This window comes from Actinomadura darangshiensis (assembly GCF_004349235.1).
GTDB classification, from domain to species: Bacteria; Actinomycetota; Actinomycetes; order Streptosporangiales; family Streptosporangiaceae; genus Spirillospora; species Spirillospora darangshiensis.
The window spans coordinates 1-24,928 of the sequence record NZ_SMKY01000035.1 but is presented as its reverse complement, the minus strand read 5'-3'; the positions used below and the strand labels follow the sequence as shown (position 1 = coordinate 24,928).

Below are 24,928 nucleotides of genomic sequence, written 5' to 3'. Positions count from 1 at the left end.
TCAAGGTTTTCCGCGTCCTCCGGTGTCGGGCCCGAGACGCCGGCCCTCTCCCTCCAGCGGAGACGAACGCGATGGCAGGGCGCGGCGGATCGCGCCGGCCGCGGCCTCGACGGCGGTGACACGGGCCGGATGGCCGAGGCGCGCGGAATCCACGGTCGTGCCGACGGCGAGATGCCGGTCGAAACCGAGCACGACCGCATCCGACCCGACCTTGCGCAGGCTCTCGCGGGCCGTGGCGAGGTCCATCGAAAGACCACCCTGCGGTGTCTGCACGGTGAACACGACGAGGGTGCGTTGCACCAGTTCGCGCAGGTCGCCTGCGCGCAGCCGGGTAAAGGCGCGGCTCACGCCGGCGGCGCCCATCGCCGTGCCGGGTGTGACGAGCACCTGGGCGTGCGCGCTCGCGAGGACCGCGCGGTGCAGGTCCGTCCGCGGGCCCCCGCCGCAGTCGATGACCGTCACGCCGAAGAACCGGCTGAGCGGCAGTCCCGCGGAGCGGTAGACGGCTGCCGCGCCGTGGTCCGCTTCGCCCCTCCAGCCCGGCGAGCCCGGCATCGCCCACAGCCGCTCGCCCGGCTGCGCCAGATAGGGCTTGATCTCCTCGAACGGAGCAGTCCCGAGCCCCGCCCGCCGCAGGTCGGCCAGGGACCGGCCGCTTGAGACGCCGAGCCTGAGCGGCAGCGACCCGAACTCGGGATCAAGATCGAGGGCGAGCACCCGGTCCTGCCGGTAACGGGCGAACGTGGCCGCTAGGAGCGCCGCGACGGTGCTCTTGCCGGCCCCGCCCTGGACGCCGGTCACCGCGATCCGCAGCCCCGTGTTGACCGGTTGCTGAACCCAGCGCCCGCTCTCGGCGAGCGCCTGCACGTCGCCCGCCGCCCGGAACGGCCGCGCCATGCCGCGGCCGAGCCGCCGCAGCAGCGATTCGCCGTGCACGTCCTTCAGGACGAGGCCGTCCGGCTCCCGCAGCGGAATGGAAGGCCTCGGGCGGCCGGGCGGATCGAGCACCGTCCGCTCCGATGAGGTGCTCTCTTCGATCCAGTCGTGATCCAATGCTCCCGCTCCTTCAGAAGGTGCCGAGCAGGCGCTCGAACGTGCCGAAGGTGCCGAGCACCACCGGAATGATCGCCACCAGGGCCACCGTCTCCACCCTGTTCATCGCCTGCCGCAGCCGAGCCCGCACATGCTCGGGCCGCTCCCCGGCCAGCACCACGGCGGGGACGACCAAGGCCGCCCCCAGCAGGCCCAGCGCGGGAGCCGCCCCCCAGGCGAACTCGCCGGCGCAGCGGACGGCGAGGCCGATGACGACGGTGACGGCGGCGGCCAGCAGCGCGACCTTCTCCGCCACCAGGGGGAACACCCGTGCCCGGCCGGCCACGACCAGCGCCAGCAGCCCCGCCAGCGCGGCCGTGTAACCGTCGAACCGGCTGAGCGCGCCGAGCCCGGCGACGGCCGCCGCCACCGCGATGGAGCCGATGGCGATGCTCATGCTGCGATGCGCGCCGTCCAGCGCCCGCATGACGTCGCCGCGCAGCACAGGGTCCCCCGCACTCCGCCGGTCGTCCAGGGAGGCCAGGCCGGACAGCGAGAGCGCCAGCCGGAGGACCGTGCTGAGCAGGACGACGCAGCCCAGTGTGAGGACGGCGGCGGTCCGCGGCGTGTCCAGGCCGAGCGTGCCGCACACTGCGGCCGTGGCGCCGAACACCGCCATCGTCCCGCCGCCGATGAGACCGCCGCGGCCGAGCGGCGAGGTGAGACCGAGCAGCGCGAGCAGCACGGCGGCGACCAGAACGACCCCGCCCCATCGCACCCACACCGGCCAGCCCCAGGCATCGGCGGCGGCCCACACGGCCGGCATGGCGATCGCCCCGCCGCCGAAGGTGATCGCGATGCCCAGAGGTTCGCGCCGGCCACCGCTCGCGACCACACCACCCAGGAGGGCCGGCAATGCGGCGGCGGACAGGACCCAGTGGCCGGCCCCGGCGGGCAGCACGGCCCGCGCGACCAGGCTCGCGGCGAACAGCAGCGCGGTGAACGCGGCGGTCGCCGTCCAGCGGGCCGCGGCCGGGTTCCACGACCACGGGCGACCGGCCGTCGCGTCCCCGACCACCTCGGGCATCTCATGCACCACCGGTGCGGGCAGCGGCTCGTCGGCGTGCAGCAGCCGCAGCACCGCGCCGTCCGGGACCCGCCGGTCGGCCAGGCTGGCCGCGGGGTCCAGCACCTCGCCCGTGGACGTGACCAGGTGGCGCAGCCGCGGCGGGCTCAGCACCGGGTCGCCGAGCAGTTCCAGGACGTCGGGCATCATCACGCCGAGCGGCGCGTGCGCCGGCAGCACCATGTCGACCCGGCGCGTCTCACCGACTACGGTCACCTTGCTCCACGCGGACATGGGGCCTCTCTATGCGAGTCACCGGGGCACCGACGTGCCGGCGACGGGTTCCAGGTAGCCGACGCGTCGCAGCCAGCGGACCGTGGGCAGCGCGGGCGGTCGTTGAAACAGTCCTGCGTTGACCGTGAAGCGCACGTCGCCGCCGGGGCTGCGTCCTGCGGGCGCCGACACCGACGCCCGCACGGCGAACGGCTTGACGACGCGATAGCGGTGATAGGCAGAGGCCGCACGCGTCTGGGCGGGCAACCCGCGCGACCCGAACGGCAGCCCGAACGGGAACAGCACCGACCCGCTCTCCTGCCCGAACGCGTCGACCAAGGTGCCCTCCGGCAGTGAGTAGGTCACGGACGCGCTGCCGTCCTGGGCGACCTTGCGTCGCGCATCCGCCGCCAGCGTCTTGCCCCGGCCGATCGCGTCCTGCTCGGCGCGGGCGTCAAGGCTGCGCGGGGGGTGTTCCGGAACGATGAGCTCGCCGTACAGCCATCGGCACGCCTCGTCCTCGGAGGGGAACTCGGCACTGATCCGGCCCTGCTCGAACTCGACCACGCCGCCGGAGTACCGATCCGCGCCTTTGACGATGACGTAGTAGCTGGAGACCGCATGAGGGCGGGACCGGCCCGGCAGAACATAGAGGCTGTGGGGGATCTCCGCCTGGTCGAGCGCCTTCCGCAGCATTGGGAACGTGACCCTGGCGCCGACCCAGCCCGCGGGCACCGCCGTCGGCTCCTCCAAGGGGACGGCGGCCTGCGTCTGGGTGTCCTTCTGCCGCTTCTGCTCCGACAGCATCGAACGCAGGAAGGACACGCCGACCAGGCCCGCACACACCACCGCGGCAACGCACAGACCGGCGACGATCTTCATGGTGCCCTCGGTGAACTTGCGGCGGGTGCGCTGCGGGCCGAACAGCAGCGCGTCACGCAACCGCCTCCGGCGTACGACGACCGACTCCAGCAGCTGGGCGTCGTAGTCACGGACCACCGCCGCCCCCTTCTCCTTCAGCTCTGCTCAGTCGTGCTTCACGGGACGTCCGGTCAGATCTCCTGGACGGCTGCGCGTGCCCTCGCCAAGGTCATGCCCGCCGTCTCGTCGTTCTTCTCAAGCGTTCGCTTCACCAGGCGGATGATCTCCCGGGTCTCGTGTGCCGCGGCGAGCCACTTGGCCTCCTTGCCCTGGTACTCATCCGAGACCCCGGTGGCCTCCCAGTCCGCGAGGGCGGCCTTGACATCGGCGTCCCGCCCACCGATCAGTGTCTCCAGTCGCGTCAGGATCAGATGGATGTTGACCTGGGCCTCGCCCGAGCTGCCGGTGTCGTAGCTGCGCCGGTCGAATCCGTCTCCCACGTGACATGTCCTTTCTGAAGATGGTCAGCCGGTGCGGAACTTCGCCTGATCGAAGTGGGCCGCAGACATGCTGCGAGTCGCCTCATCGGCCATCTCGTGGTCGCCGCCGGCGAACGCCTGCTCCATCCCGAGCTGGCCGGTGCCCACCCGGTTCAAGCCGCCTTTCAGGTCGGCGGTGATCTCGTCCGAGTGGGCCTTGAACCTGTCGAACGCGGCCTTCCCGCTTCCGTTGAACCTGCCGGACAGCGGCTCGGCCGCCGTGATCAGCAGCTTGATGAGCGCGGCGAGCTCGTCGCCGCGGTTCCCGGTGTGCCGGGCCAGGGTGAACAGCGTTTCCGTGCCCTGATCCCAGCCCTGCCCCGAGCCCGGTCCCCATCTCCCCATAGCGGTTCACCTGCCGTCGGATCGGCACGCAGGCCGATGTTGAACAGAAGTCCTGCCATGACAGTCCAGCCGGCCACACGAGCCGCCACCGATCGATCCGAGAAGGACCCGAGGAAGTTTGTGCGGGGTGTGGATGAGCGCGGGCGCGTCCGGACGGTCAGTGGTTGATGTTGCAGTCGTCGGACGCGGCGCGCGTTCGGTCACGGCCGACCGGACGGGTGGGCGGCCGCTGGGGCGCACGCCGTGAGGTTGGGGAAGGGTGGCGCTGATGTCGGGATGGGACATAGAGCCGAGGGGTGTCGGCTCGATTCTGATCAAGGTCCTCGGTCTGGTGGAGGACCCGGATGACGGGCTGGAGAAGGTGGTCGGTGACGTTTTCAAACACGTGGGTGAGGCGGGGACCGCGGCGATGAGCGAGCCGATCGCGACGGCGCTCGGGGAGTACGCCAAGTATGCCGAGCCCCAACTGAACGGCATGGTCTCCACTACCGGCCGTTGTGTGAGCGGCACATACGAAGCGGTCAAGGCGTATATCGATGGTGATCTGGAAATGGCGGCCGAGGCGCAGGAGAAAGCGGCGGGTGTGGGTGTTCCGCGGATTCCGCGGCTGGGTGATCGGTAGCTGGGTGCCGCTGGGTGTTGGGGTGGTGTGGTGTCTGGTGGGTTGATCGATCCGGAGAAGATGCCTGTTCCTGGTGTTCATCTGGGTGATGTGGAGGTGGTTGCTGCGGCGTTGAAGCGGGATGGGGGTCGTGTCGCGGGGTTGGGGCATGACGTGGATGCGGCGTGGCAGGGGTTGGCGGGGGTTAATGAGGCGCCCGAGGCTGCGGAGTTGTTCCGGGCGAGCAGGCCGGTGGTGGCGCATGGGCGGGCGCTGGGTGATGAGCTGGGCATTGTTGGTGATGCGCTGGCTGTTTTTGTGGATGAGGTTCGTCCGGTCGTGGCGCGGTTGCATGGTTTGCGGGTGGCGGCGCGCGATTTTCGGATGGAGGTCGACGGGGATGGGGACGGGGATTTCGGTGATTGGCGTGATGATGGTGACAAGGTTGATAGGAACAACAAGCTGAGCAATGATGCGCTGGTGGCTCTTGCGCAGTATCAGGAGGCTGAGCGGGCCTGCGCGAACAAGATCACCGCCATTTTCGGTGGTACCCGCTTTGTCCCGTCCGGCCCGTTCATTCCGCGTGGGCGTGAAAAGTATGGGCTGGGGGAGGTGCCGCAGGATGTGGAGACTCCGTGGGCGACGCCGCAGGAGCGCGACAAGCCGTGGTACGAGGACGTGTGGGATGGCTTCGCCGAGTTCGGCGAGGGCGCCGCCGACATTTTCGGGGACCTGGTGGGGCTGCACGGCCAGGATGGCTGGCTGAACGCGTGGGGCACCGAGGGCAGCTGGTGGGGCAACATCAAGGGCAACTATCCCCGGATGCTCGTGGGGCTCGGCAATCTGGAGCGCTCACTTGGAACGCGGGATGGCTGGGTGGAACTGGCGCACTCCATCGTCCCTTGGCGGGAGTGGGATGACCGTCCCGGTTATGTGATCACCCACGGTGGGCTGAGCGGCTTGGCGTTGCTTTTCGCCGGGAAGTCTCTGAGCAGATTCAAGCGCACTGCTCCGGGCGGGTTCGACCTGTTCCCGGGTAAAGGGTTGGGAGGCAAACTGGACCGCCCGGCTGACCTCAACACCGCACACTCGCAGACTCTCGGCCACATCAACGTTGGCAGGCCTCACGAAACCCCACCGGACGGTACCGTCGGCCTCGCCGCCGACCGTCCCCCGGGTGGACACGTGTCCGAGCAGGCCGCCGGGGTTCCGTCCCCCAGGACCACTGGTCCAGCCTATCCGACCACGCCTATGAGTCCGAGGTTTGTCGGCGAGGACCTCCCCGGCAATGAGATTTGGGACGGTTCCAGAGTCGTCAGATACCTCGATGCCTTTCGGCGCGAGGGCTACCGGATCTGGGTGGACGACGAGGGGCTTCTCCGTGATACCGGCGGTCGCCTTTACGACACCACCGAGTCCAGTTGGCGGAGCAAGGCCCTTTTTGTCATGGATAGGCTCGGTAACATCTACGCGTCGAGGACCTTCGCACCCGGCGGTTTTCACCATTCCAGCTTCCTGGCCGGTGGCCCGGTCACCGCGGCCGGCGAGCTCACAGCGGTCAATGGCAGACTCGAAATGATCAATGACTTCAGCGGGCATTACAAACCCAATGTCGAAGACATGACGCGGACCATCGAAAGACTGCGGGCAGCAGGCGTAGCCATTTCCGACGACATGATCAGAAGGATGAGGAGGCGATGATATGACGGGGGCGCCGCCGTGGCGCGGGCTGGTGAACGCGCTCTTGCACCAAATGCGGTTCTGGCTCGCACGTGATGAGGAAGCCACCGAGGAGTTCGCTGCCTACCTCGTCTTCGAAACGCTGCTGGAATTGGCGCCCGAGCACGAGCATGCACTCCTGGCCGAGGTATTACGGGCGGGCGCTCTGGTGAGGAGGCAGTCCTTGAATTCCTGCGCGGCTGACCGGCCGCATGGAGGCGATGCGGCCGTGGCCGGAACCTCCGTATCGCGGGCTCTCAATTCTCATGCCGTGGCTGAGGTCCGGCGAGGAAGTCGCGTTCGCAGGGCCGTGGTGACCGAACAGCGGCGATGCCGCCCTGCTGGCTCGGGAGCGCGAATGAGCGGAGGAGACGGCGGCGGCGTTTCTCAATGTCACCGACATTGGTGTGAAAGACGTATCCGTGTCGTCCTCCTGACGATGGAGGACAAGCGTGAACGCTTCCTTTCCCCGGACGGTGAGCGGGTTAGGGGAGTTCGGTGTCGGGTGGGTTGATCGATCCGGAGAAGATGCCTGTTCCTGGTGTTCATCTGGGTGATGTGGAGGTGGTTGCTGCGGCGTTGAAGCGGGATGGTGGTCGTGTCGCGGGGTTGGGGCATGACGTGGATGCGGCGTGGCAGGGGTTGGCGGGGTTTTATGAGGCGCCCGAGGCTGCGGAGTTGTTCCGGGCGAGCAGGCCGGTGGCGGTGCATGGGCGGGCGCTGGGTGATGAGCTGGGCATTGTTGGTGATGCGCTGGCTGTTTTTGTGGAGGAGGTGCGTCCGGTCGTGGCGCGGTTGCATGGGTTGCGGGTGGCGGCGCGTGATTTCAGGATGGAGGTCGATGGGGATGGGGACGGGGATTTCGGTGATTGGCGTGATGATGGTGACAAGGTTGAGAGGAACAACGAACTGAACAATGATGCGGTGGTGGCGCTCGCGCAGTATCAGGAGGCTGAGCGGGTCTGCGCGAACAAGATCACCGCTATTTTCGGTGGTACTAACTTCATCCCGTCCGCTCCGTTTGTTCCACGTGGGGCGGAAGGGTATGGGATGGGGAAGGCACCGACCGGTGTGGAGACTCCGTGGGCGACGCCGCAGGAGCGCGACAAACCGTGGTACGAGGACGTCGGGGACGGCGGCCTGCACTTCGCTGGGGTCGTCGGCACCTTTTTCGGTGATCTGACCGGGCGGCACGGTGAGGACGGCTGGTCCTATGACATGAGCGTGGGCCAGTGGTGGAGTAATATCAAGGGCAACTATTCCCGGATGCTGGTGGGGCTGGGCGACCTGGGGGGTTCGCTGTCGGGGCGGCGTGGCCAGGACGGCACCTGGTACGGCGATATGAGCGCGGGCCAATGGTGGAAGAACGTCTCCGGCGGCTGGGGGCACCTAGCGCGATCGATGGTTCCGTGGCAGGAGTGGGGTGACCGGCCCGGCTATGTGATCACCAATGGTGTTCTGAACCTCGGGACTCTGCTGGGGCCGGGTGCGGCTTACGGGGCCTATAAACTCGGGAAGGAGTTCCGTGCCGGCTACACCGGCGCGGCTGACCAGGGACCGGCCGGCTTGCTCGCCGGTGCCGGACCCGAGTTCGGTCTGCCCGTCGGCAAGGGCCTGGAGATCAAACTGGACCGCCCGGCCGGGCTTGGCGACCTTAACACCGCGACTACGGGCACCTTCGACGGCGTCAACCTCCGCGACCTTTCCGAGGCGCTACGCGACACCGCGACCCCGGCCCGACCGGGCAGCGTCACCGTGCCCACCCTGGGAGACACCCAGCCATCACCGCACATTCCCGGTCAGCACGCGCCGGACGACCGACTGCCAGACGATCACGACGGATCCAGCCATGCCGCCGGTGGCGAGCCTGCGAGTGGGGCTGCGGGAGTCACGCTGGACAGCTTCTTGCAGATCGTCGATAGATCGGACGATCTGGATATCGCGAGGGTTCTGCTGGAGCGGAATCCGGGTGTCGCGAACCAGATGCGCTCGATGGCCATTGAGTCTCCCGGTTTCCAGGGAAACTACAACCACCTTCTGCGGTTCGGGAAGCTTATGGTGCGGAGCCCCATCGCGAATGCGGACCTGCTTGACCTGCGCATGTTTCGTGAGAGCGAAGTCTTGTCCCTTGTCGTTCCCTATCTCGATGGCAGAGTTCCCCGCCTGGTCCATAATGGAGAGGATTGGGCGGTACATGAATTCGTAGAGGGGAGTCTGCTTCACGAAATAGCACCCCCGAATGTTCCGGTGCCGAGATTCCTAATCTCCGAAATTCCCAACTTTTTCGTGGCACTGGCCGACGTGCCGTGGCAGGATTTGCCAGTGGGCGAGTGGCAGCTTGAGGGCAGCACGGTAACTTTTGCTGACACTCAGATACTGCAAACGGAGGGCTTGTCCATAGCGGCCCATGGCACATATGGTCACGAGTTTGGTCGTTTGATTCCATGGGACCCATTGCGGTTGATCCGTGATCGCGTCGAGCAACTTAAGCCCCGGCCGTTCCGGCTGCTCCACAATGATCTGCATCGCAAGAACATAATAATAGCTCCAGATAACCGCCTGATCGTCCTCGACTGGGAGTTGGCATTGGTGGGCGATCCGGTCTATGAGCTGGCGCGCCATTTTCATCTGATGCATTATGTTAAAGCGGACCAAGAAGCCGTACTGCGGGGCTGGCTTAATAAAATGCCGCCCGAACTGACCCGCGGATGGGAGACGGACCTGCGGACTTATCGAGAACACGAGCAAGTGCGTTCGGCGATCAATGACACCATCCGCGCCGTACGGGCCGTCAGGAGGAATGATCTAACGATCGGCGAAAAGCACAAGCTGGTCGCCGACCTCACCAGAACGCTCAACATCGCCGGTCGCATCTGGGCCCGGCAAGACCGGGCCTGGGGTGAGCCGCGCTCCGTCGCCGACGTGGCCGACGCCATCCGAGCGTTCTGACACTCCGGCATGGCGGCCGACCCGGATTCCTCCCGGTCCGGGCGGCCAGGGACGGCTCAGTCTCTTCGGGGGCGGGAGGAGATGTGTTCGCCGACCTGCTTGACGAGGATGGTCATCTCGTAGCTGATGTGTGCCGGGTCGGCGTCTGCGCCGCTGAGCACGGTCAGTGAGGCGCCCTCTCCTGCCGCGGTGACGAACAGGAACGCGTTGCTCATCTCGATGATCGTCTGGTGCACCTCGCCCGCGTCGAACTGGCTTCGCGCTCCTTGCGCGAGGCTCTGCAAGCCGGCGGCCAGCGCGGACAGGTACTCCGCGTCTTCCCGGCTCAGGCCGGTGGAGGCCCCCATCAGGAGCCCGTCCGCCGACTGCACCACCGCTCTGGTCACCTCGGGTACGCGTTCGACGAGCCCGTCGATCAGCCAGTCCAGCCGGTCGGTCGATTCGCCCTGCAGTGGCGTCACGTGAATCCTCCTCTTCTTGGACAGGGGTGGACAGTCCGGAGTTGCCGGATCGCCGCACATGGTTCCATCGGCGCCCATGCGGGATCCACGGAACTCCGGACGATAGATCCGTGGCCACGCTGCCACGAGTTCCGCCCGCGCGGTGCATCACCGAGCCCGATGAGGAGTCGACCCATGGATGATCGCATCCCCCAGATCCCCAACTGCCGCGGCAGTGTCGTCCGGTGATGCGCCCACGCCGTCGCTCGATCCGGTTCTCGCTCTACGGCCAGCTCATCATCCCGATGATCTCGCTGGTCACGCTGTGGTTCTTCGCCGCGCAGAGCACCGCGTCCGATGCCATACACCAGCGCAACATCGATACCGCCAACAAGATCTACGGCAACGCCGTGCAGCCGATGCTGGTCACCCTGGCGCAGGAGCGGCAGGAGTCGGTGGTCTGGCTGAGCGGTGGCGGACGGCTGCCGCGCACCTCGATGGACGCACTCCGCCAGAAGATGGACGGCACGATCGTCCAGATGAACAGTGCCGCGCGCTCCGACAAGTTCCAGGGCACCCTGACCGGCCCGATGAAGCAGCGGCTCTCGACACTGATAGCCAAGCTCAACGGCATCGGCGCCCTCCGGGGCCAGGTCGACTCCGGCTCCATGAGCAAACTCGCGGCGTTCAACGCCTACAACGACATCATCGACACCCATTTCGGGTTCATCTACCTGCTCGTGGCCGACAACGGCGATCAGCAGGCGTACCACCTGACGGGTATGTCGCGCGCCATCGAGCTGGCCGGACGCGAGGCCGCGCTGGTCGGCGGCGTGATCGTCGCGGGGGGCCGGATGACCTCCGCCGAGCACACCGCGGTCACCAAGGTCGTGTTCGAACGGCGCTACCTGGAGACCTCCAGCATCTCCGAGTTCACCCGGGCCAACGGCGCGCCCTTCAAGGAAGCGCTGGCCTCGGACGCGGCGGACAACTTCACCGCGGTGGAGGACGGCATCCTGGCGACCCGCCCCGGGGCCCGGCTGCACCTCACACCGACCGCGTGGCAGGGCGACGTGGGGGGCTTCATCAAGGAGCTGGACGGCGGGCTCGGGAAGTCCCGGGTGGTGCTGGCCGGCGACGCCAAGAAGACCTCCGACGCGACTCTGCTGCGCCTCGCCCTCATCGGCGTCATCGGCCTGGTCGCCGTCGCCCTGACCGCGTTCCTGATGCTACGGTTCGGCCGCCGCATCAGCCGTGACCTGCTCGGCCTCCAGGGTGCGGCACGCGATCTGGCCGACCAGCGGCTGCCAAGCGTGGTGAGCCGGCTGCGCCGCGGCGACGAGGTCGATGTCGCCACGGAGGCGCCGCCACTCGCGGTCGGCAGGACGGCCGAGGTGTCCAACGTCGCGGCCGCTTTCTCTTCCGTGCAGCGCACCGCCGTCGAGGCCGCCGTCGGCCAGGCCGAGCTCCGCATGGCGGTCAACGGGGTGTTCCAGAACCTGGCCCGGCGTAACCAGTCGCTGCTGCACCGCCAGTTGTCGATGCTGGACACCCTGGAGAGCAAGGCGTCCGACCCGGAGGCCCTGGCCGACCTGTTCGCCATCGACCACCTCACCACCCGCATGCGGCGGCATGCCGAGGGCCTGATCATCCTGTCCGGTGCCGCCCCCGGCCGCGGCTGGCGCCATCCGGTCGGCATCCTGGACGTGCTGCGCGGCGCGATCGGCGAGATCGAGGACTACGCCCGCGCCGAGGTGGTGAGCACGGCGGAAGAGGGGATCATCGGCTCGGCCGTCGCCGACGTGATCCACCTGCTGGCCGAGCTGATCGAGAACGCCGCCGCCATGTCGCCGCCGAACACACCGGTCGAGGTCGACGCCGGGCTGGTGGGCCAGGGCTTCGTGGTGGAGATCCAGGACCGCGGCCTGGGCATGGGCCCGGTCAAGCTCGCGGCCGTCAACGAGCAACTCGGCCGCGAGCCGGAGTTCGACCTGTCCAACGGTGACCAGCTCGGACTGTTCGTCGTCGGCAGCCTCGCGTACCGGCACGGGATCAAGGTGGTGCTGGAGCAGAACTCCTACGGCGGCATCAAGACCATCGTGCTCCTGCCGCACTCGATCGTCGTGCCGGCGGACCGGATCGGCCGTGCGGACGAACCCGAATCGGCGAACGCTCCCGCCGACACCGCTCCGGCGGCCGGCTCCGAACCTCCGGACACCATCGGCGGCGACGTGCAGAAGCATGCGGTGGATTCCGTTGGACGGCACCGCGGCGGCACTGAACCCCTCGCCGTGCATGAGGTGACCGGCACGCGACCGCCACCCGAGCCGCCCGTCGCACATCTACCGTCGGCGGCGGCGGCGTCCACGACCGGGGGCACGCACGCGGGAATGCCGCGCCGCGTCCGCCGTGCCAACCTGGCCCCGCAGCTGCGCGACGCCGCCCCGCAGCCCCCGTCCGAGGGGGCCCCGTCCGAGGGGCGGAACGCGCGTTCGCCGGAGCGGGCCCGTTCGGTCATGGCATCGATGCAGAGCGGATGGCGGCGCGGGCGGGCCGAGCCGCTCACGCCGACGCCACCCGCGGGATGGAACGACGGCAGAGGTGAACGATGACGGAACCACCGATCACGGATAGGGAAGTACGCCGGCTTCTCGACGGCATGGCCGGCCGTGCGGGGCTGGTGGGCGACGCGGTCGTCCTGTCGAGTGACGGGCTGGTCGTGGCCTGCACCTCGGGTTTCGGCCGGGAGGACTCCGAACATCTGTCCGCACTGGTGGCGGGCGTGCAGGGCCTCGCCCGCGGGGCGTGCCGGCGGCTCGCCGGCGGCGAGCTCATGCAGAGCGTCATCGAGATGGACTCGATGCTGGTGTTCATGGTCCCGGCCGGTGAGCACCTGTGCCTCGCCGTGCTGAGCGCCGCGGACGCGGACGCGGGCGCGATCGTGTACGAGATGACCGAAGTCGCCGAACGCCTCGCCGAGCGACCGCCGTCCGCTCCCCGGCTGTCGGGGTCGGGCGTGAGGTGAGTCCGGGTGAGCACTGACCGATGGCTCGACAGGGACGCGGGACCGGTCGCCCGCCCCTACACGGTCACGCGGGGGCGGACCGAGCTCCGCGACGACAGGCTCGATCTGATCTCCATGTTGGAATCGACCGGCGTGCCGGTGCCCCGGCGGGTGCGCTTGGACCCCGAGCACCGGAGGCTGCTGGCGATCTGCCTGCGGCCGATCACCTTCGCCGATCTGGCGTCCGAGATCAATCTGCCCGTCGGCGTCGTGCGAGTCCTGATCGACGACCTGCGCGACGAGAACATGCTCAGGGTGCTGAAGCCGACCCCCGCCGGCGACGTCCCGGACGAGCTCGTACTAAGGAAGCTGCTGAATGGACTACGTGCACTCTGACACCGCCGTCCACGAGCCGGGCGCGCAGGCCGTCGGAGACGGCCGCCAGCTGACCGCCGCGAAGATCCTCATCGCGGGCGGGTTCGGGGTCGGCAAGACGACCATGGTGGGCTCGATCAGCGAGATCCGCCCCCTGCGCACCGAGGAACTCCTCACCGACCGGAGTGTGGGCGTCGATGACACCACCGGTGTGGACGGCAAGACCAGCACCACCGTGGCGATGGACTTCGGCCGGATCACGCTGCCGGACGACCTGGTGCTGTACCTGTTCGGCACGCCGGGCCAGCAGCGGTTCTGGTTCATGTGGGACGAACTCGTGGTGGGCGCCATCGGGGCGGTGGTACTCGCCGACGTGCGCCGGCTCGCCGACTGCTTCGGCGCCGTCGACTACTTCGAGGACCGCCGCACCCCGTTCCTCGTAGCGGTGAACTGCTTCGACGGCGCCGAGCGCAAGGATCCCGGGGACGTGCGGATCGCGCTGGACCTGGACGAGAACGTGCCGCTGCTGCTGTGCGACGTGCGCAGCCGGGAGTCGGCCAAGCAGGTGCTGATCACCATGGTCGAGTACGTCCTCGCCAGGGCCATACCCCAGCGAAGCCGATGACGCCCAGACGTCGGCTGGCCGTCGCGCGTAAACGCGCCAGCCACACCCAGGTGTCTCTCGCCGAGGAGATCGGTGTGGACAAGACGACGGTCAGCCGGTGGGAGCGGGGCGCCACTGAGATCACCGACCGGCACCGTCCCCGGCTGGCCGCCGCGCTGACCATCAGCCTGGCCGAACTCGACCGGCTCCTCGATCCCTCGGCGGGCCACGGCCCGAGCGCCCCGGTCGCCTTCGCACGGCTCCCATCCGGCGATGCCGATGCGGCGGGCGGCTACAGTGCGCACAGGTCCGCCCTCTTCCACACGGCGGGCCTTCCCGCTGAGCCGCCGACGGCGCTTCAGGCGCCGGGGGCCGGATCGACCGGCACTCCGATCTCGGTCGATCCGGTCGAGACGCTGCGCGTCAGCCTCGATCGAGCGGTGCGTGCCGCCGACACCGTCGATCTCGTCGAGGACTGGAGACTGACGGCCTATGAGTACGCCTGCTCTGTGCGCATCGGTCCGCCCCAAGCGTTCATTCGGGACATCGGCACGGACATCGTCGACCTGGGCAAGGCCATCGACGCGTGTGGCCCGGACCTTGACATCGCCGCGGAAGGGTCGGCCGACCACGTCGCCCTTCTACGAGTGAGCGCGCAGCTCTCCGCACTGATGGCGATGGCGCTGACCGAGGTCGGCGAACTCGCCGCGGCGTCCCGCTGGTGGCGCACCGCCCGGCGGATCGCGCGGGCGGGCGGCGACCCGGTCCTGCGGGCATGGGTCTGCGGACGACAGGCGATGGCCGCCCAGGCGATCGGGTTGACTTCACTCGCGCTGCGGGTCGCCGACCAGGCGCGGGAACTGGCCGGGGGGGTGCCCTGTGCCGGATCGGCCGATGCCGGGGCGGCGCGTGCCCTGTCCCTGGCCACCTCCGGCAGTCCCGCGCTGACACGGCTGGCCCTCACCGAGCTCGCCGCTCTGGACGACCTGTTCGAACGGCTTCCCGAGGACGTGCGCGGCGAGGAGCAGGCCGTCTGGGGGTGGCCGGCGCAGCGGCTGCGATCCACCCGCACCGCCGTCTTGGCGGCCCTCGGCGACGGCACCGTCCGCACCGACCTCAGAGGCGAACTACGGGCCGAGCTCGATCATCTGGAACCGGTCTCCATACGTGAACGCGCCGAGGTCGAACTCAAGACGAGCATGGTTCTCATCCGTTCCGGGCAGACCCACCAGGGCTTGGACGCCGCGACCGCCGCGTTTGCCGGACTACCGCCCGAGCACCGCACCGTCACTCTCGCCGGCCTGGCCCGCCGCGTGTACCGGTGCGTCCCGGACCGCGACCGCGACCGCGCCGCCGCCCAGGCATTGCAGGCGCACATCGGCCAGTACTGGCGCTGAGCGTCCTGCGGAAAGCGTCCGCTGGGCGGGATCGTGTACGCGGTCCGGCACGGGACGCGGAATCGGTCCCGTGCCGAAGCGCGGCGGAGAGGTTCGTCAGCCGGCGGACATGCCGCAGTCGACGGCGATCGACTGGCCGGTGATGTGGCGGGACGCGTCGGAGCACAGGAAGGAGAAGGTTTCGGCGACGTCGTCGGGGTCCAGCAGGACGCCGGTGGGGTGCAGTGCGGCCGCTTGCTCCTCGGTGAACATGCCGCCCTGGATGGCCTGGTCGAGGAGGGCGGTGCGGACGACGCCGGGGCAGACGGCGTTGATCCGGATGCCCTGTTTGACGTACTCGATGGCGGCGGTGCGGGTCATGGCGACCACGCCGCCCTTGGTCGCGGAGTAGTCGGAGATGCCCAGCGGGAGGCCGACCAGTCCGGCGACGGAGGCCATGTTGGCGATCGTGCCGCCGCCTTGGGCGAGCATCTGCCGGATCTCGTACTTCATGGACAGCCAGACGCCCTTGAGGTTCACCGCGACCAGCCTGTCCCAGGACTCCTCGGTGATCTCGTGCAGCGCCGAGCCCTGTTCCTCGATGCCGGCGTTGTTGACGGCGCAGTCGAGGCGGCCGTAGGCGTCGACGGCGGCCCGCACCGCCGCTTCGGCGTCGGTTGCGGAGGTGAGGTCGGCGCGGACGAAGACCGCTTCGCCGCCGTCGCGCTGGATCGCCTCGACGGTCTGCTTGCCGCCGTCCTCGTTGATGTCGGCGACCACCACCCGTGCCCCGCGCGCCGCGAACATGCGCGCCGTCGCGGCGCCGATGCCCTGCGCGGCGCCGGTGATCAGCGCGGACCTGCCCGCGAACACTTCGCTCACTGTCGACTCCTTCTGATTCTGAACGGACGGTCACCTCATCAGGTTCACATTGTGGCGTCCGGTCGATCCATATTTCCACCGTTTCTGGTTTTTGGTGCGCGATGCCCTCCGTGCAGTTTTGCCGGGAATCTCTCCGCATGCTCGCCCAGGGCGTGGGCACCTGGTCGGAGGGCACTTCTGTGAAATCCGGGCCGGGGCCCGGTTGCGAGCCGATGCCTAGTGGGCGTCCAAGATGCCTTGTCCATGCCTAGTTCATGCATAGTAAATGCCTGTTGATTTCTGGTCGCGTGTTCCGATGAGATCTCCGTCATGAAATCCAAGAGCCGCCTCGCGGCCTTCCCGCCTGATCGTCAGCGGGGGTCCGAACGAGACCAGGCGGTAGCAGCTCGCCGGTGGCGTTCACCGTTCCCCACGGGTTCGGCGCGGGTTCGTCCGGCAGTACGCTCACTCGGTGCCGGGCTGGTCAGCCTGCTATTTCTTGCGGTCGCCGGCTGCGGCTCGTCGTCCGAACCGAATGCGAACGGCCTGGAGAAGGATCATATCTCGGTCGGCGTACTTCCGATTCCAGATGCCGCGCCGCTGTTCATGGCGATAAAGAAGGGCTTTTTTCGTGCCGAGGGCCTGACCGTGAAGACTGAGATCTTGCAGTCCAGTTCCTTTGCGGTGCCCAAGCTGCGCTCGGGTGCGCTGGACATCTCCTTGGACAATTATGTAGCCTCGTTCGCCGCCGATGACCAGGGGGCGGCGCACTGGCACCTCATCGCCGACTCCTACCAGGCCGGCAAGGGTGCCTTCGTCGTGCTGGTGAACCCGAAGTCGTCCATCAAGGACCCCAAGGGGCTGCAGGGAAAGAAGATCGCGATTCCGTCACTGCATTCGGTCGGGCAGTTGATGATCACCGCGACACTTGACACCTACGGGGTCGAACCGGATTCCGTGACGTACGTCGAGATGCCCTTCCCGCAGATGCCGGCGGCCCTGGAGAAAAAGCAGGTGGACGCCGTCTGGACGCCGGACCCGTTCATCAGTGCGATGCAGAAGTCCATGGGCGCGCGCACCCTGCTGGACACCGCCGAGCCCGGCGGCCCGACCAGCGACTTCCCCATGGCGGGCTGGGGTGTCCTGGACGACTACGCGCAGAAGTACCCCAAGACCGTGGCGGCGTTCCAGCGGGCCATCGGCAAGGCGCAGCGAGTGGCGGCCGGCGACCGCGGGGCCGTCGCCAAGATCCTTCCCACCTACGTCAAGGGCCTCCCGCCCGACACCGCACAGCTGATCACGTTGGGCGCCTACCCCACCACGCTCAACCCGATCCGGCTGCAGCGAGTGGCCGACCTGATGTTGCAGTACGGCTTCGTGAAGAAAAAGGTGAACGTCAAGCCGATGATCGTGTCGCCGCCGATCGCGAAGTGATCGGCGGACATCGCGGGGCCCGCCGCTGGGTGTCCGGCGCGGTGGGCATCGCCGTGCTCCTGGCGGCCGCCGAGACCGCTGGACGGACCGGGCTGGTGGACCGGTCCGTCCTCCCCCTGACATCCACGGTGCTCGTCCGGGCCGCGGAACTGGCGGGCGATCTCGCCTTCCTGCGCGCGGCCGGGGTCACGCTGGGCATGTGGGCAGCCGGGGTGTTCATCGCCGCCGCCCTGGCGGTCCCGGTGGGCCTGGCCCTGGGCAGCCTGCCCCGGCTGGAGGCCGCGAGCCGTCCGGTCCTGGAGTTCCTGCGGCCGATCCCCGCGGTGGCCCTGATCCCGCTCGCTTTGCTGATCGTCGGTGACGACACCCGCATGACCGTGGTGGTCATCGCCTTCGCGTCCGGCTGGCCCGTCCTGGTCCACACCATGTACGGCCTGCACGACGTCGATCCTCTCGCCACCGACACCCTGCGCGCCTACGGCTTCGGCCGCGTGGCGATCATCTTGCGGGTCGCCCTGCCCAGCGCGGCGCCCTTCATCGCCACCGGCATCCATGTGGCGGCCGGCATCGGCCTGATCGTGGCGATCAGCGCCGAGCTGTTCGCAGGCGGGGGCAGCGGGATCGGCACCTGGCTCATCTCCCTCAACAGCGGTTTCGGCCAGACGGATGTCGTGCTGGCGACGATCGTCTGGATGGGGGGCCTCAGCGTCGTCGTCGACGGCCTGCTGACCCGTGTCGAGCGGCGGCTGTTCCGATGGCATGAGGGGGCCGGCGCCGAATGACGGACCATGCCGGCACGCCGATGGGAGAACACTTCCCGGCAGGGCGCGCGGACCACCGCACGGGCGCTCACCCGAGCGGCCGCCGGGAGAAGGGGCGCGTCCAGGGCGTCCTGCGGGCCGGGGCCGAGAGACTGGTGCCGATCATCGCCGCGGTCATCGGCTGGGAACTGGTCGCACGTCTGATCGGCGACACCTACTTCCCCCCGCCCTCGCAGATCGCCGGGAGGCTCCGGCAGCTGTGGTTCTCGGGACCGCCCACCCGGGCCTGGCTCACCGACCAGGCGATCGACAACATCCCGCCGAGCCTGGCCAGGCTGCTGGGCGCCTGGCTGCTGGCCGCCGCCTGCGGTGTCGCGGTCGGCATCCTCCTCGGGCGCCTTCGATTCCTCGCCGACTGCCTGGAACCGGCCATCCATTTCGCCCGCGCCGTGCCGCCCCCGGCGATGCTGCCGGTCTGGCTCGCGCTGCTCAACATCGGCAGCCAGATGCAGGTCGCCACGATCGTCTTCGGGGTGGTCTGGCCCGTCCTGCTGGCCGCGATCGAAGGCGCCCGCTCGGTGCTGCCGGAGCAGGCGGACACCGCACGGGTGTTCCGCCTGACCGCGCTCCAGCGGCTGACCGGCGTCATCCTGCCCGCCGCCCTGCCCAAGATCTTCGCCGGCCTGCGGCTGAGCCTGTCGTTGTCGCTGATCCTCATGGTCGTCTCCGAACTCATGGGCGGCGCCACCAACGGGATCGGCTACACCCTGCTGCTGGAGCCCCAGCGCACCTACGACATCCCCGCCATGTGGGCCGGGATCGTCGTCCTGGGCCTGCTTGGGCTCGCGCTCAACACCGCTCTGCTAGCCGTGGAACGCCGCGTCCTCGCCCCACACGGCCGGACGCAGCGGAACCACCGGGCCGCACGCCGTCACAACCGCCGACCCCCGTCATGAACAGGAGAAAGAGATATGGCTCTACCGGACGCGAGCATCTCGTCCCAGCCGCCACTGATGGTCGCGAGCGGTGACTCCCGGGCGGCCGTGTGGAAGATGGTCCAGGGCGTCTACCGGTTCAGTGCGCTGTACACCATGGCCCGGCTCGACCTGGCCGGACGGCTGAACGAAGGCCCCCGCACGCCCGCGGAACTCGCGACGAGCTGCGGGGCCCGGCAGGACCAGCTCACCCGCCTGCTGCGCGCATTGGCCGCCATGGGCTTCCTCGAAGCCGTCGGCGACGCCTACGCGCTGACCGGGCAAGGGGCCACGCTGTACTCCGACATCCCCGGTTCCATGCGGTGGGCGGTCCTCTCGGCAGGAGAGCCAGGATCATGGAACGCCATGACCGGGGTGACCGAAGCGGTCCGCACGGGTGTGTCCCCCTTCGCCGAACGGTACGGCTCGATGTACGGATACCTGGAGCACAACCCGGAGGCCGGGCACGATTTCGACGCCTTCATGGTGTCGCGCTCCAAGGACGCCGCGGCCGCCTTGACAAGGCAGTACGAGTTCAGCGGCATCCGGACGGTCACGGACGTCGGAGGCGGGGTCGGCCTCGTGCTGTCCACTCTTATGGACGCTTACCCCGAGGTGCAGGGCACCGTCCTCGACCTCAAAGAGGTCGCGCAGAGGGCCGAGCAGTTCCTTGCGGACCGGGGCCTGACGGACCGATGCCGTTTCGTCGCGGGAGACTACTTCGACTCGGTGCCCGAGGGCTCCGATCTGTATCTGCTGGCGAACATCGTCCACAACCATGGCCGTGAGGACGCCGTACGGGTTCTGCGTCAAGTACGCGCGGCCATGCGCCCCGACAGCCGGCTCCTGGCACTCGATGTACTGCTTCCCGGGGAGTGCCGTCCCCATTTCGGGTTCGACCTGGACATACGCATGATGGCGGTCTTCAGCGGCGGGCGGGAGCGCGACCAGGACGAATACACGGCGCTCCTAGATGAGGCCGGCCTGCGCGTGACCCGTGTGGAGGCCCTGCATCCGACACCACTGAGCATGATCGAAGCCGTGGCGACGCAGTGACGGTCGAGCGGCCCCGGCCGCCGGCGGCAGCCGCGCATGCCGAGACCGCCTTCCCCGAAGCGAGCCGAAGCCCGGGTGCCAGTGCGGCCACCTGGTCGGCCGGCGCGGAGTACGGGCGGGGGCCACTGGCGAGAGGTCGACGAGCGAGGGCGTCGCCGGACGGTTGAGGCGATGACGCGCGAGCCGGTTGATCCAGGTGCGGGCGGCACTGGTGGCCGCGGGTCGGCGGAGGTGCCACGGAATGGCCGGTTGCGCAGCACGCATGCGGTGTCGGATGGCCGCCGGGGTCCTCGTGCCGCTCGTTGCGGGGGTGGACGACGGGCTGATCAAGATGGTCGGTGATCTGCGGCGTCATGCGGACCGTACGCGTGTCGCGCGGTGAACTGCCGGTGGGGGTGGTGTGGTGTCCGAGGGGTTGGTCGATCCGGAGGCGATGCCGGCCCCGCCCGTTCGGCTGGGTGATCTGGAGGTCGTGGCTGCGGCGTTGAAGAAGGACGGCCGCGGTGTCGGGCGGCTGGGGCATGACGTGGACGCGGCGTGGCAGGCGCTGGCGGGGTCCTACAAGGCACCGGAGTCCGCGGTGCTGTTGCGGGCGACCGGACCGGTGGCGGCGCATGGCCGGGCGATCGAGGACGAGTTGGCGGCCGTGGGGGGCGCGCTACTGGCTTTCATAGACGAGGTTCGCCCGATCGTGTCGCGGTTGCATGGCATGCGGGCGGCGGCACGTGATTTCCGTGCAAAGGTCGACGGTGACTGGGATGGGGATTTCGGCGATTGGCGCGACAACGGTGATTGGGTTGTGGAGAACAACCGGCTGAACGATGGGGCGCTGGCGGCGCTGACGCAGTACCAGGAAGCCGAGCGGGTCTGCGCGAACAAGATCACCGCACTGTTCGGCGGCACGCATTTCGTTCCGCTGGATGCGGTCTTGAAGCGTCCTGGGGACCGGGCGTACGGATGGGGCGAGCCGCCCAAGGACGTCAAGACGCCGTGGGGCGCGCCGCAGGAGCATGACAAGCCCTGGTATCAGGACGTCGGGGACTTCGGCCACGATTTCGCCCTCATGGCCGTCACTTTCGGGGGCGATTTGATCGGGGCGCATGTCTACGGCGATGAGGAAAGCTGGGGAAGTGCGGGGACCGGCGGCCAGTGGTGGGACCGGGTGTCAGGCAACTGGTCGAGGATGCTTCATGATATCGGCAGGTTGGAGAGAGGGTTCGCAGGGGAGATCGACGAGAACGGCCATCGCCGGACGGATCTGAGTTGGGGGGAGCGATGGCACAACGGCAAGAACTTCTCAAAGCAGATCGCGAACGCGCTGGTCCCGTGGCAGGAGTGGGACGACCGGCCCGGTTATGTGATTGCCAGCGGGATAGTGAACGTCGGGACGCTGCTGGCAGGCGGTGCGATGGGAGTATCCAGGCTCAGCAAGGGTTTGAAGGATCTACGGACGTTGTCCCCGGAGATTTTTGAAGCGGGGGCGCTGCTGCCGCCGGGACCGGCTCCGCGTTTCGTATTCCCGGACATCCACATCCCCGACAAGGGAACGATGCTGGACCACCAGGCCGGGCTGGACGATCCCGCCCAGCTCGGGACCACCGGTGCCCTGCCGGAAACTGCCAGGAGCGCGCCTGCCATCGAGCCATTTGGCGCGGGAGGATCCGGACTCAGGGACGCCGAGATCGGGAGGCAGAGCCTTTCGGATTGGCCCGGCTGGCGCATCGCACAGTTGATGGACGCCGACCTTGAGACCCGTACGATCCTGGCCCGGTTCGGCAGCGATGCGCCGGTCATCGACCTCACCACCTATCCGATTGACCCAGGGGTCGTTCGCGAGATCAATCGTGCCCTCAGGCCGCTGGTCGCCGAATATCCCAGCATTTGGCCGAAATTGAGCTTCATTCGATCACTGAATTTCTCGAAGAATTTTCCCCTACTGGAGGGAGGCGGTCTGGCCATGAGTATGCCGCCCGGAGAGCATCGAGGAATATTCTTTTCCGCCCAGGCATATATCGATCGAATCAAGTCTTGGGACTTCGGCCTTGAAATGGAGCTTTCCGGTTGGAACGTCCGCACTTCCGGAGGTATGGTTGAAGCTACCTTTAATCACGAACTTGGACATCAATTCTTGCAGGAAATAATGAATGATCCGACAATTGCGTCCAAGTTTGCGCAACTTTTGAATGAGACGCTCTATCCGCATGTTCCCTTCTATGTGGACTTGGATAGCGAAGGTACATATGTGGCCGTCTTCCTGATGCGGGAAATGGGAAGAGTGGTCCCGTTCGAGAATCACGCCTCCTGGCGGTCATTGATTCGGTCAAAATCGTCGCAATATGGCGAGGAGTCGCTTGATGAAGCGGTCGCGGAGGCGTTCTCTGAATACAGACTCAACGAACATCCGCGTCGATTCGCATTGGAGGTGGGCAGCTTCATAGACCGCTATTGGCATGAGTAATAGAGCTGGTGGCCGAAATGCCCCATGTTCTGTGCGCCTCCTGGCCCGTCGGCGCTCCTTCGTGCCGCCACGGGCCCACCGGAAGCGCGTCCTGCGGCAGTGCCCATCGCCCCCGCAGCAGGTCAGGCCGCCAAGATCCCCCACGCGCCCTGACGAGAGCCGGATGGGGCCCTATCGATTCGCGAGGTCGCTCGCGTGCGACAGACCCGGTTGGGATCGCCGTCCTCGACCGGCGGCCTCCGCGATGAGATGGCCAGATCACGCACGCGTTCCGGGCGTCAGCATGAGGATCTGGCACACGCTCGCACCGCCGCTGGTGGTGCTGGGACTGGCCACCGAGTTCGTCGCCGGCGGAGGCGAGCGGCGTCATGCGGCGCCCTTTGACGTCCCAGCGCAGGACGCTGGGTGGGTGCCGCGCAGGGAGCTCGCCCTCGCGGTGGCCGAGCTTCTGCGGGTGGGGCGCGGGACGACCGTGGCGTTCACCACGGGCCTGCAGGGAGCGGGCGGTTTCGGGAAGACCATGCTCGCCCGTGAGGTGGCCCGGCATCCGGATGTGCGGCGCCGGTACCGGGGCGGGGTGGTGCGGACGACGGTCGGGCGAGATCAGCGCGGGGTCGATCTCGCCCGAGCTGATCGGGACGCTGACCGCCAGGCTCGTCGGTGTCCCGGTGCCGACCAGTGACCCCGAGCGGGCCGGGCCGCAGCTCGGGCAGGTTCTCGCCGGCCGGCGGCCGACCCTGCTGGTGATCGATGACGTGTGGGACGAGGGGCAGCTCACCCCGTTCCTCGGCGGCACCGGTCCGTGCACCCGGCTGGTGACGACTCCGAACGCGAAGGTCCTGCCTCGCGGGGCGGCTAGGGTCCAGGTCGTCCAGATGGATCCGGATGCCGCGGAGCGCCCTCCGTGCAGAGGCCCTCGTAGTACTCGGAATTGACACCGAACCACGGGGTCGCCATACGGTTCGCGTGCTCAAGCACCCGATTCCGTTCGGTGGAGTCCGCGGACCCAGCACCGAGGTCAGAGGCGGGCGATGGCTTCGAGTACGGGGGCGGCGCCGTCCTCTCCGGCGATGCGGCCCGCGATCTCGCGGGCGCGTTCGCGATGGGCGGCGGTCTCGCCGATCGCCGCGGCGAGGATGTCGGCGCTGAGGCGGCGCAAGGGGATCGGCTTGGGTCCGGCGCCGAGCGCGGTCACCCTGGACGCCCAGAACGGCTGGTCGGCGGCCACCGGCACGGTGATCGTCGGGACCCCCGCGCGCAGCCCCGCCGCCGTCGTCCCGGCGCCGCCGTGGTGGACGACCGCCGCCATACGCGGGAACAGCCACTCGTGCGGGACGTCCCCGACCGGCAGGATGTCCTCGCCCGCGCCGGCGGCCAGGTCCCCCCATCCGGCCTGGACCACCCCGCGCACCCCGGCACGCCGCAGCCCGTCGGCGACCCGCTCGCCCAGCCGCGTCCCGTCCCCGACGTTCATGCTGCCGAACCCGACGAACACCGGCGGCGGCCCCGACTCGACGAACTCGACCAGGTCGCCGGGCGGCCGCCATCCGGCGACCGGCTCGGGCCACCAGTACCCGGCGACGTCCCGGTTCCGCGGCCAGTCGGCGGGCCGGGGCACCACCGTCGGGCTGAACCCGTACTGGACGGGCCAGTGCGTCCGGTCCAGACGCCGGAACAGCGCCGCCGGGCCGATCGGCGGCAGATCCAGCCGCTCGCGCAGGTCCTTGACCACCTTGCGGAACGGGAACTGACCCGCGACGCGCAACGCCTTGGCGGCGGCACGGTTGCCGGGGCCGCCGAGCGAGCGGGTGCCGATCATCGCCGGCGGGAAAGCGCGAGTCGGGTCCAGCGGCTGAAGGTAGACGCCCATGCTGGGGATGCCCAGCCCCTCGGCCACGTGGATGCCGAGCCAGCCCATCGCCGACAGCAGCAGCAGGTCGGCGCCCTTGGCCGCCTCCAGGGTCGCGTCCGCCATGTCGGACCAGTGCGCGGCGTACATCCGGGCGAACCGCGCCGTCGCCAGCGGGGACGTGCCCAGCGCACGACCGCCCTTCGCCGACGTCAACTCGTCCCGCAGATCCATCGGCAGCGCACGGAACTCCAGCCCCCGCTCACCCACCAGCCCGCCCAGCGGCTCGTGCGCCGCGATGGCGACCTCGTGGCCAGCCTCACGCAGCCGCGCCCCCAGGCCGGTGTAGGG

General features: G+C 68.6%; 22 protein-coding genes. 14 read left to right on the top strand and 8 right to left on the bottom strand.

The genetic code is table 11. The features are described 5' to 3' along the window. From E1293_RS10865 to E1293_RS10845, 5 genes are read right to left on the bottom strand one after another with little or no spacing between them, the layout of a single operon-like run. Positions 1-1,053, bottom strand: a complete 1,053-nt coding sequence (locus E1293_RS10865) for a nucleotide-binding protein (protein ID WP_132196544.1) — start codon at positions 1,051-1,053, stop codon at positions 1-3. Positions 1,054-1,066: 13 nt separating this feature from the next. After that, positions 1,067-2,374, bottom strand: coding sequence for a type VII secretion integral membrane protein EccD (eccD, locus tag E1293_RS10860; protein ID WP_243716151.1), 1,308 nt, complete (start codon positions 2,372-2,374; stop codon positions 1,067-1,069). 36 nt (positions 2,375-2,410) lie between these two features. Then, positions 2,411-3,370: a TNT domain-containing protein gene (locus E1293_RS10855; protein ID WP_132196540.1), complete on the bottom strand. Its 960-nt coding sequence runs from the start codon at positions 3,368-3,370 to the stop codon at positions 2,411-2,413. 53 nt (positions 3,371-3,423) lie between these two features. Then, positions 3,424-3,732 carry a pore-forming ESAT-6 family protein gene (locus E1293_RS10850; protein WP_132196538.1) on the bottom strand — a complete coding sequence of 103 codons (309 nt, stop codon included), beginning with the start codon at positions 3,730-3,732 and terminating at the stop codon, positions 3,424-3,426. A gap of 24 nt (positions 3,733-3,756) precedes the next feature. Continuing rightward, positions 3,757-4,116 carry a hypothetical protein gene (locus tag E1293_RS10845; protein ID WP_132196536.1) on the bottom strand — a complete coding sequence of 120 codons (360 nt, stop codon included), beginning with the start codon at positions 4,114-4,116 and terminating at the stop codon, positions 3,757-3,759. A 268-nt stretch (positions 4,117-4,384) separates the two neighbouring features. Between E1293_RS10845 and E1293_RS10840 the strand changes: the two genes are divergently transcribed. From E1293_RS10840 to E1293_RS10830, 3 genes are all read left to right on the top strand, one after another. Continuing rightward, on the top strand, positions 4,385-4,738 hold the full coding sequence (locus E1293_RS10840) for a DUF6507 family protein (protein ID WP_243716152.1): 354 nt from the start codon (positions 4,385-4,387) through the stop codon (positions 4,736-4,738). Between the two features lie 42 nt (positions 4,739-4,780). Further along, positions 4,781-6,418, top strand: a complete 1,638-nt coding sequence (locus E1293_RS10835; protein WP_132196532.1) for a hypothetical protein — start codon at positions 4,781-4,783, stop codon at positions 6,416-6,418. A 528-nt stretch (positions 6,419-6,946) separates the two neighbouring features. Further along, positions 6,947-9,385, top strand: a complete 2,439-nt coding sequence (locus E1293_RS10830) for a phosphotransferase family protein (protein ID WP_132196530.1) — start codon at positions 6,947-6,949, stop codon at positions 9,383-9,385. Between the two features lie 56 nt (positions 9,386-9,441). Here E1293_RS10830 and E1293_RS10825 read toward each other — a convergent pair whose 3' ends face one another. Beyond that, positions 9,442-9,846: a roadblock/LC7 domain-containing protein gene (locus E1293_RS10825; RefSeq protein ID WP_424923617.1), complete on the bottom strand. Its 405-nt coding sequence runs from the start codon at positions 9,844-9,846 to the stop codon at positions 9,442-9,444. 227 nt (positions 9,847-10,073) lie between these two features. Here E1293_RS10825 and E1293_RS10820 point away from each other — a divergent pair, with 227 nt between their 5' ends. From E1293_RS10820 to E1293_RS10800, 5 genes are read left to right on the top strand one after another with little or no spacing between them, the layout of a single operon-like run. Further along, on the top strand, positions 10,074-12,437 hold the full coding sequence (locus E1293_RS10820) for a sensor histidine kinase (protein ID WP_132196528.1): 2,364 nt from the start codon (positions 10,074-10,076) through the stop codon (positions 12,435-12,437). Continuing rightward, complete coding sequence (locus E1293_RS10815) at positions 12,434-12,850, top strand: roadblock/LC7 domain-containing protein (RefSeq protein WP_132196526.1); 417 nt, start codon at positions 12,434-12,436, stop codon at positions 12,848-12,850. Before E1293_RS10820 ends, E1293_RS10815 begins: the two co-directional genes overlap by 4 nt. Before the next feature lie 6 nt (positions 12,851-12,856). Then, a complete protein-coding gene (locus E1293_RS10810) occupies positions 12,857-13,225 on the top strand; it encodes a DUF742 domain-containing protein (protein ID WP_132196524.1) in 369 nt (122 codons plus the stop codon). Further along, positions 13,206-13,829, top strand: coding sequence for a GTP-binding protein (locus tag E1293_RS10805; protein WP_132196522.1), 624 nt, complete (start codon positions 13,206-13,208; stop codon positions 13,827-13,829). The genes E1293_RS10810 and E1293_RS10805 overlap by 20 nt, the downstream gene beginning before the upstream one ends. Next, the gene (locus tag E1293_RS10800; protein ID WP_132196520.1) at positions 13,826-15,205 is read left to right on the top strand and encodes a helix-turn-helix transcriptional regulator; all 1,380 of its coding nucleotides are present in this window, start codon (positions 13,826-13,828) and stop codon (positions 15,203-15,205) included. Before E1293_RS10805 ends, E1293_RS10800 begins: the two co-directional genes overlap by 4 nt. Positions 15,206-15,301: 96 nt before the next feature. Here E1293_RS10800 and E1293_RS10795 read toward each other — a convergent pair whose 3' ends face one another. Then, positions 15,302-16,066, bottom strand: a complete 765-nt coding sequence (locus E1293_RS10795; RefSeq protein ID WP_132196518.1) for a glucose 1-dehydrogenase — start codon at positions 16,064-16,066, stop codon at positions 15,302-15,304. Between the two features lie 309 nt (positions 16,067-16,375). Here E1293_RS10795 and E1293_RS10790 point away from each other — a divergent pair, with 309 nt between their 5' ends. The 6 genes from E1293_RS10790 to E1293_RS10765 all read left to right on the top strand — a co-directional run bounded on the left by E1293_RS10790 (position 16,376) and on the right by E1293_RS10765 (position 23,410). Beyond that, positions 16,376-17,479 carry an ABC transporter substrate-binding protein gene (locus E1293_RS10790; protein WP_132196516.1) on the top strand — a complete coding sequence of 368 codons (1,104 nt, stop codon included), beginning with the start codon at positions 16,376-16,378 and terminating at the stop codon, positions 17,477-17,479. Then, positions 17,476-18,261, top strand: coding sequence for an ABC transporter permease (locus E1293_RS10785; protein WP_243716150.1), 786 nt, complete (start codon positions 17,476-17,478; stop codon positions 18,259-18,261). Before E1293_RS10790 ends, E1293_RS10785 begins: the two co-directional genes overlap by 4 nt. After that, on the top strand, positions 18,258-19,196 hold the full coding sequence (locus E1293_RS10780; protein WP_243716149.1) for an ABC transporter permease: 939 nt from the start codon (positions 18,258-18,260) through the stop codon (positions 19,194-19,196). Before E1293_RS10785 ends, E1293_RS10780 begins: the two co-directional genes overlap by 4 nt. Before the next feature lie 15 nt (positions 19,197-19,211). Next, positions 19,212-20,270: a methyltransferase gene (locus E1293_RS10775; RefSeq protein WP_132196514.1), complete on the top strand. Its 1,059-nt coding sequence runs from the start codon at positions 19,212-19,214 to the stop codon at positions 20,268-20,270. A gap of 403 nt (positions 20,271-20,673) precedes the next feature. Then, entirely contained in the window at positions 20,674-22,728 is a 2,055-nt protein-coding gene (locus tag E1293_RS10770; RefSeq protein ID WP_132196512.1) for a hypothetical protein, read from the top strand. 283 nt (positions 22,729-23,011) lie between these two features. Further along, the gene (locus E1293_RS10765) at positions 23,012-23,410 is read left to right on the top strand and encodes a hypothetical protein (protein ID WP_132196510.1); all 399 of its coding nucleotides are present in this window, start codon (positions 23,012-23,014) and stop codon (positions 23,408-23,410) included. A 336-nt stretch (positions 23,411-23,746) separates the two neighbouring features. Here E1293_RS10765 and E1293_RS10760 read toward each other — a convergent pair. Continuing rightward, on the bottom strand, positions 23,747-24,928 hold a 1,182-nt coding region (locus tag E1293_RS10760), incomplete at its 5' end, for a glycosyltransferase (RefSeq protein WP_132196508.1).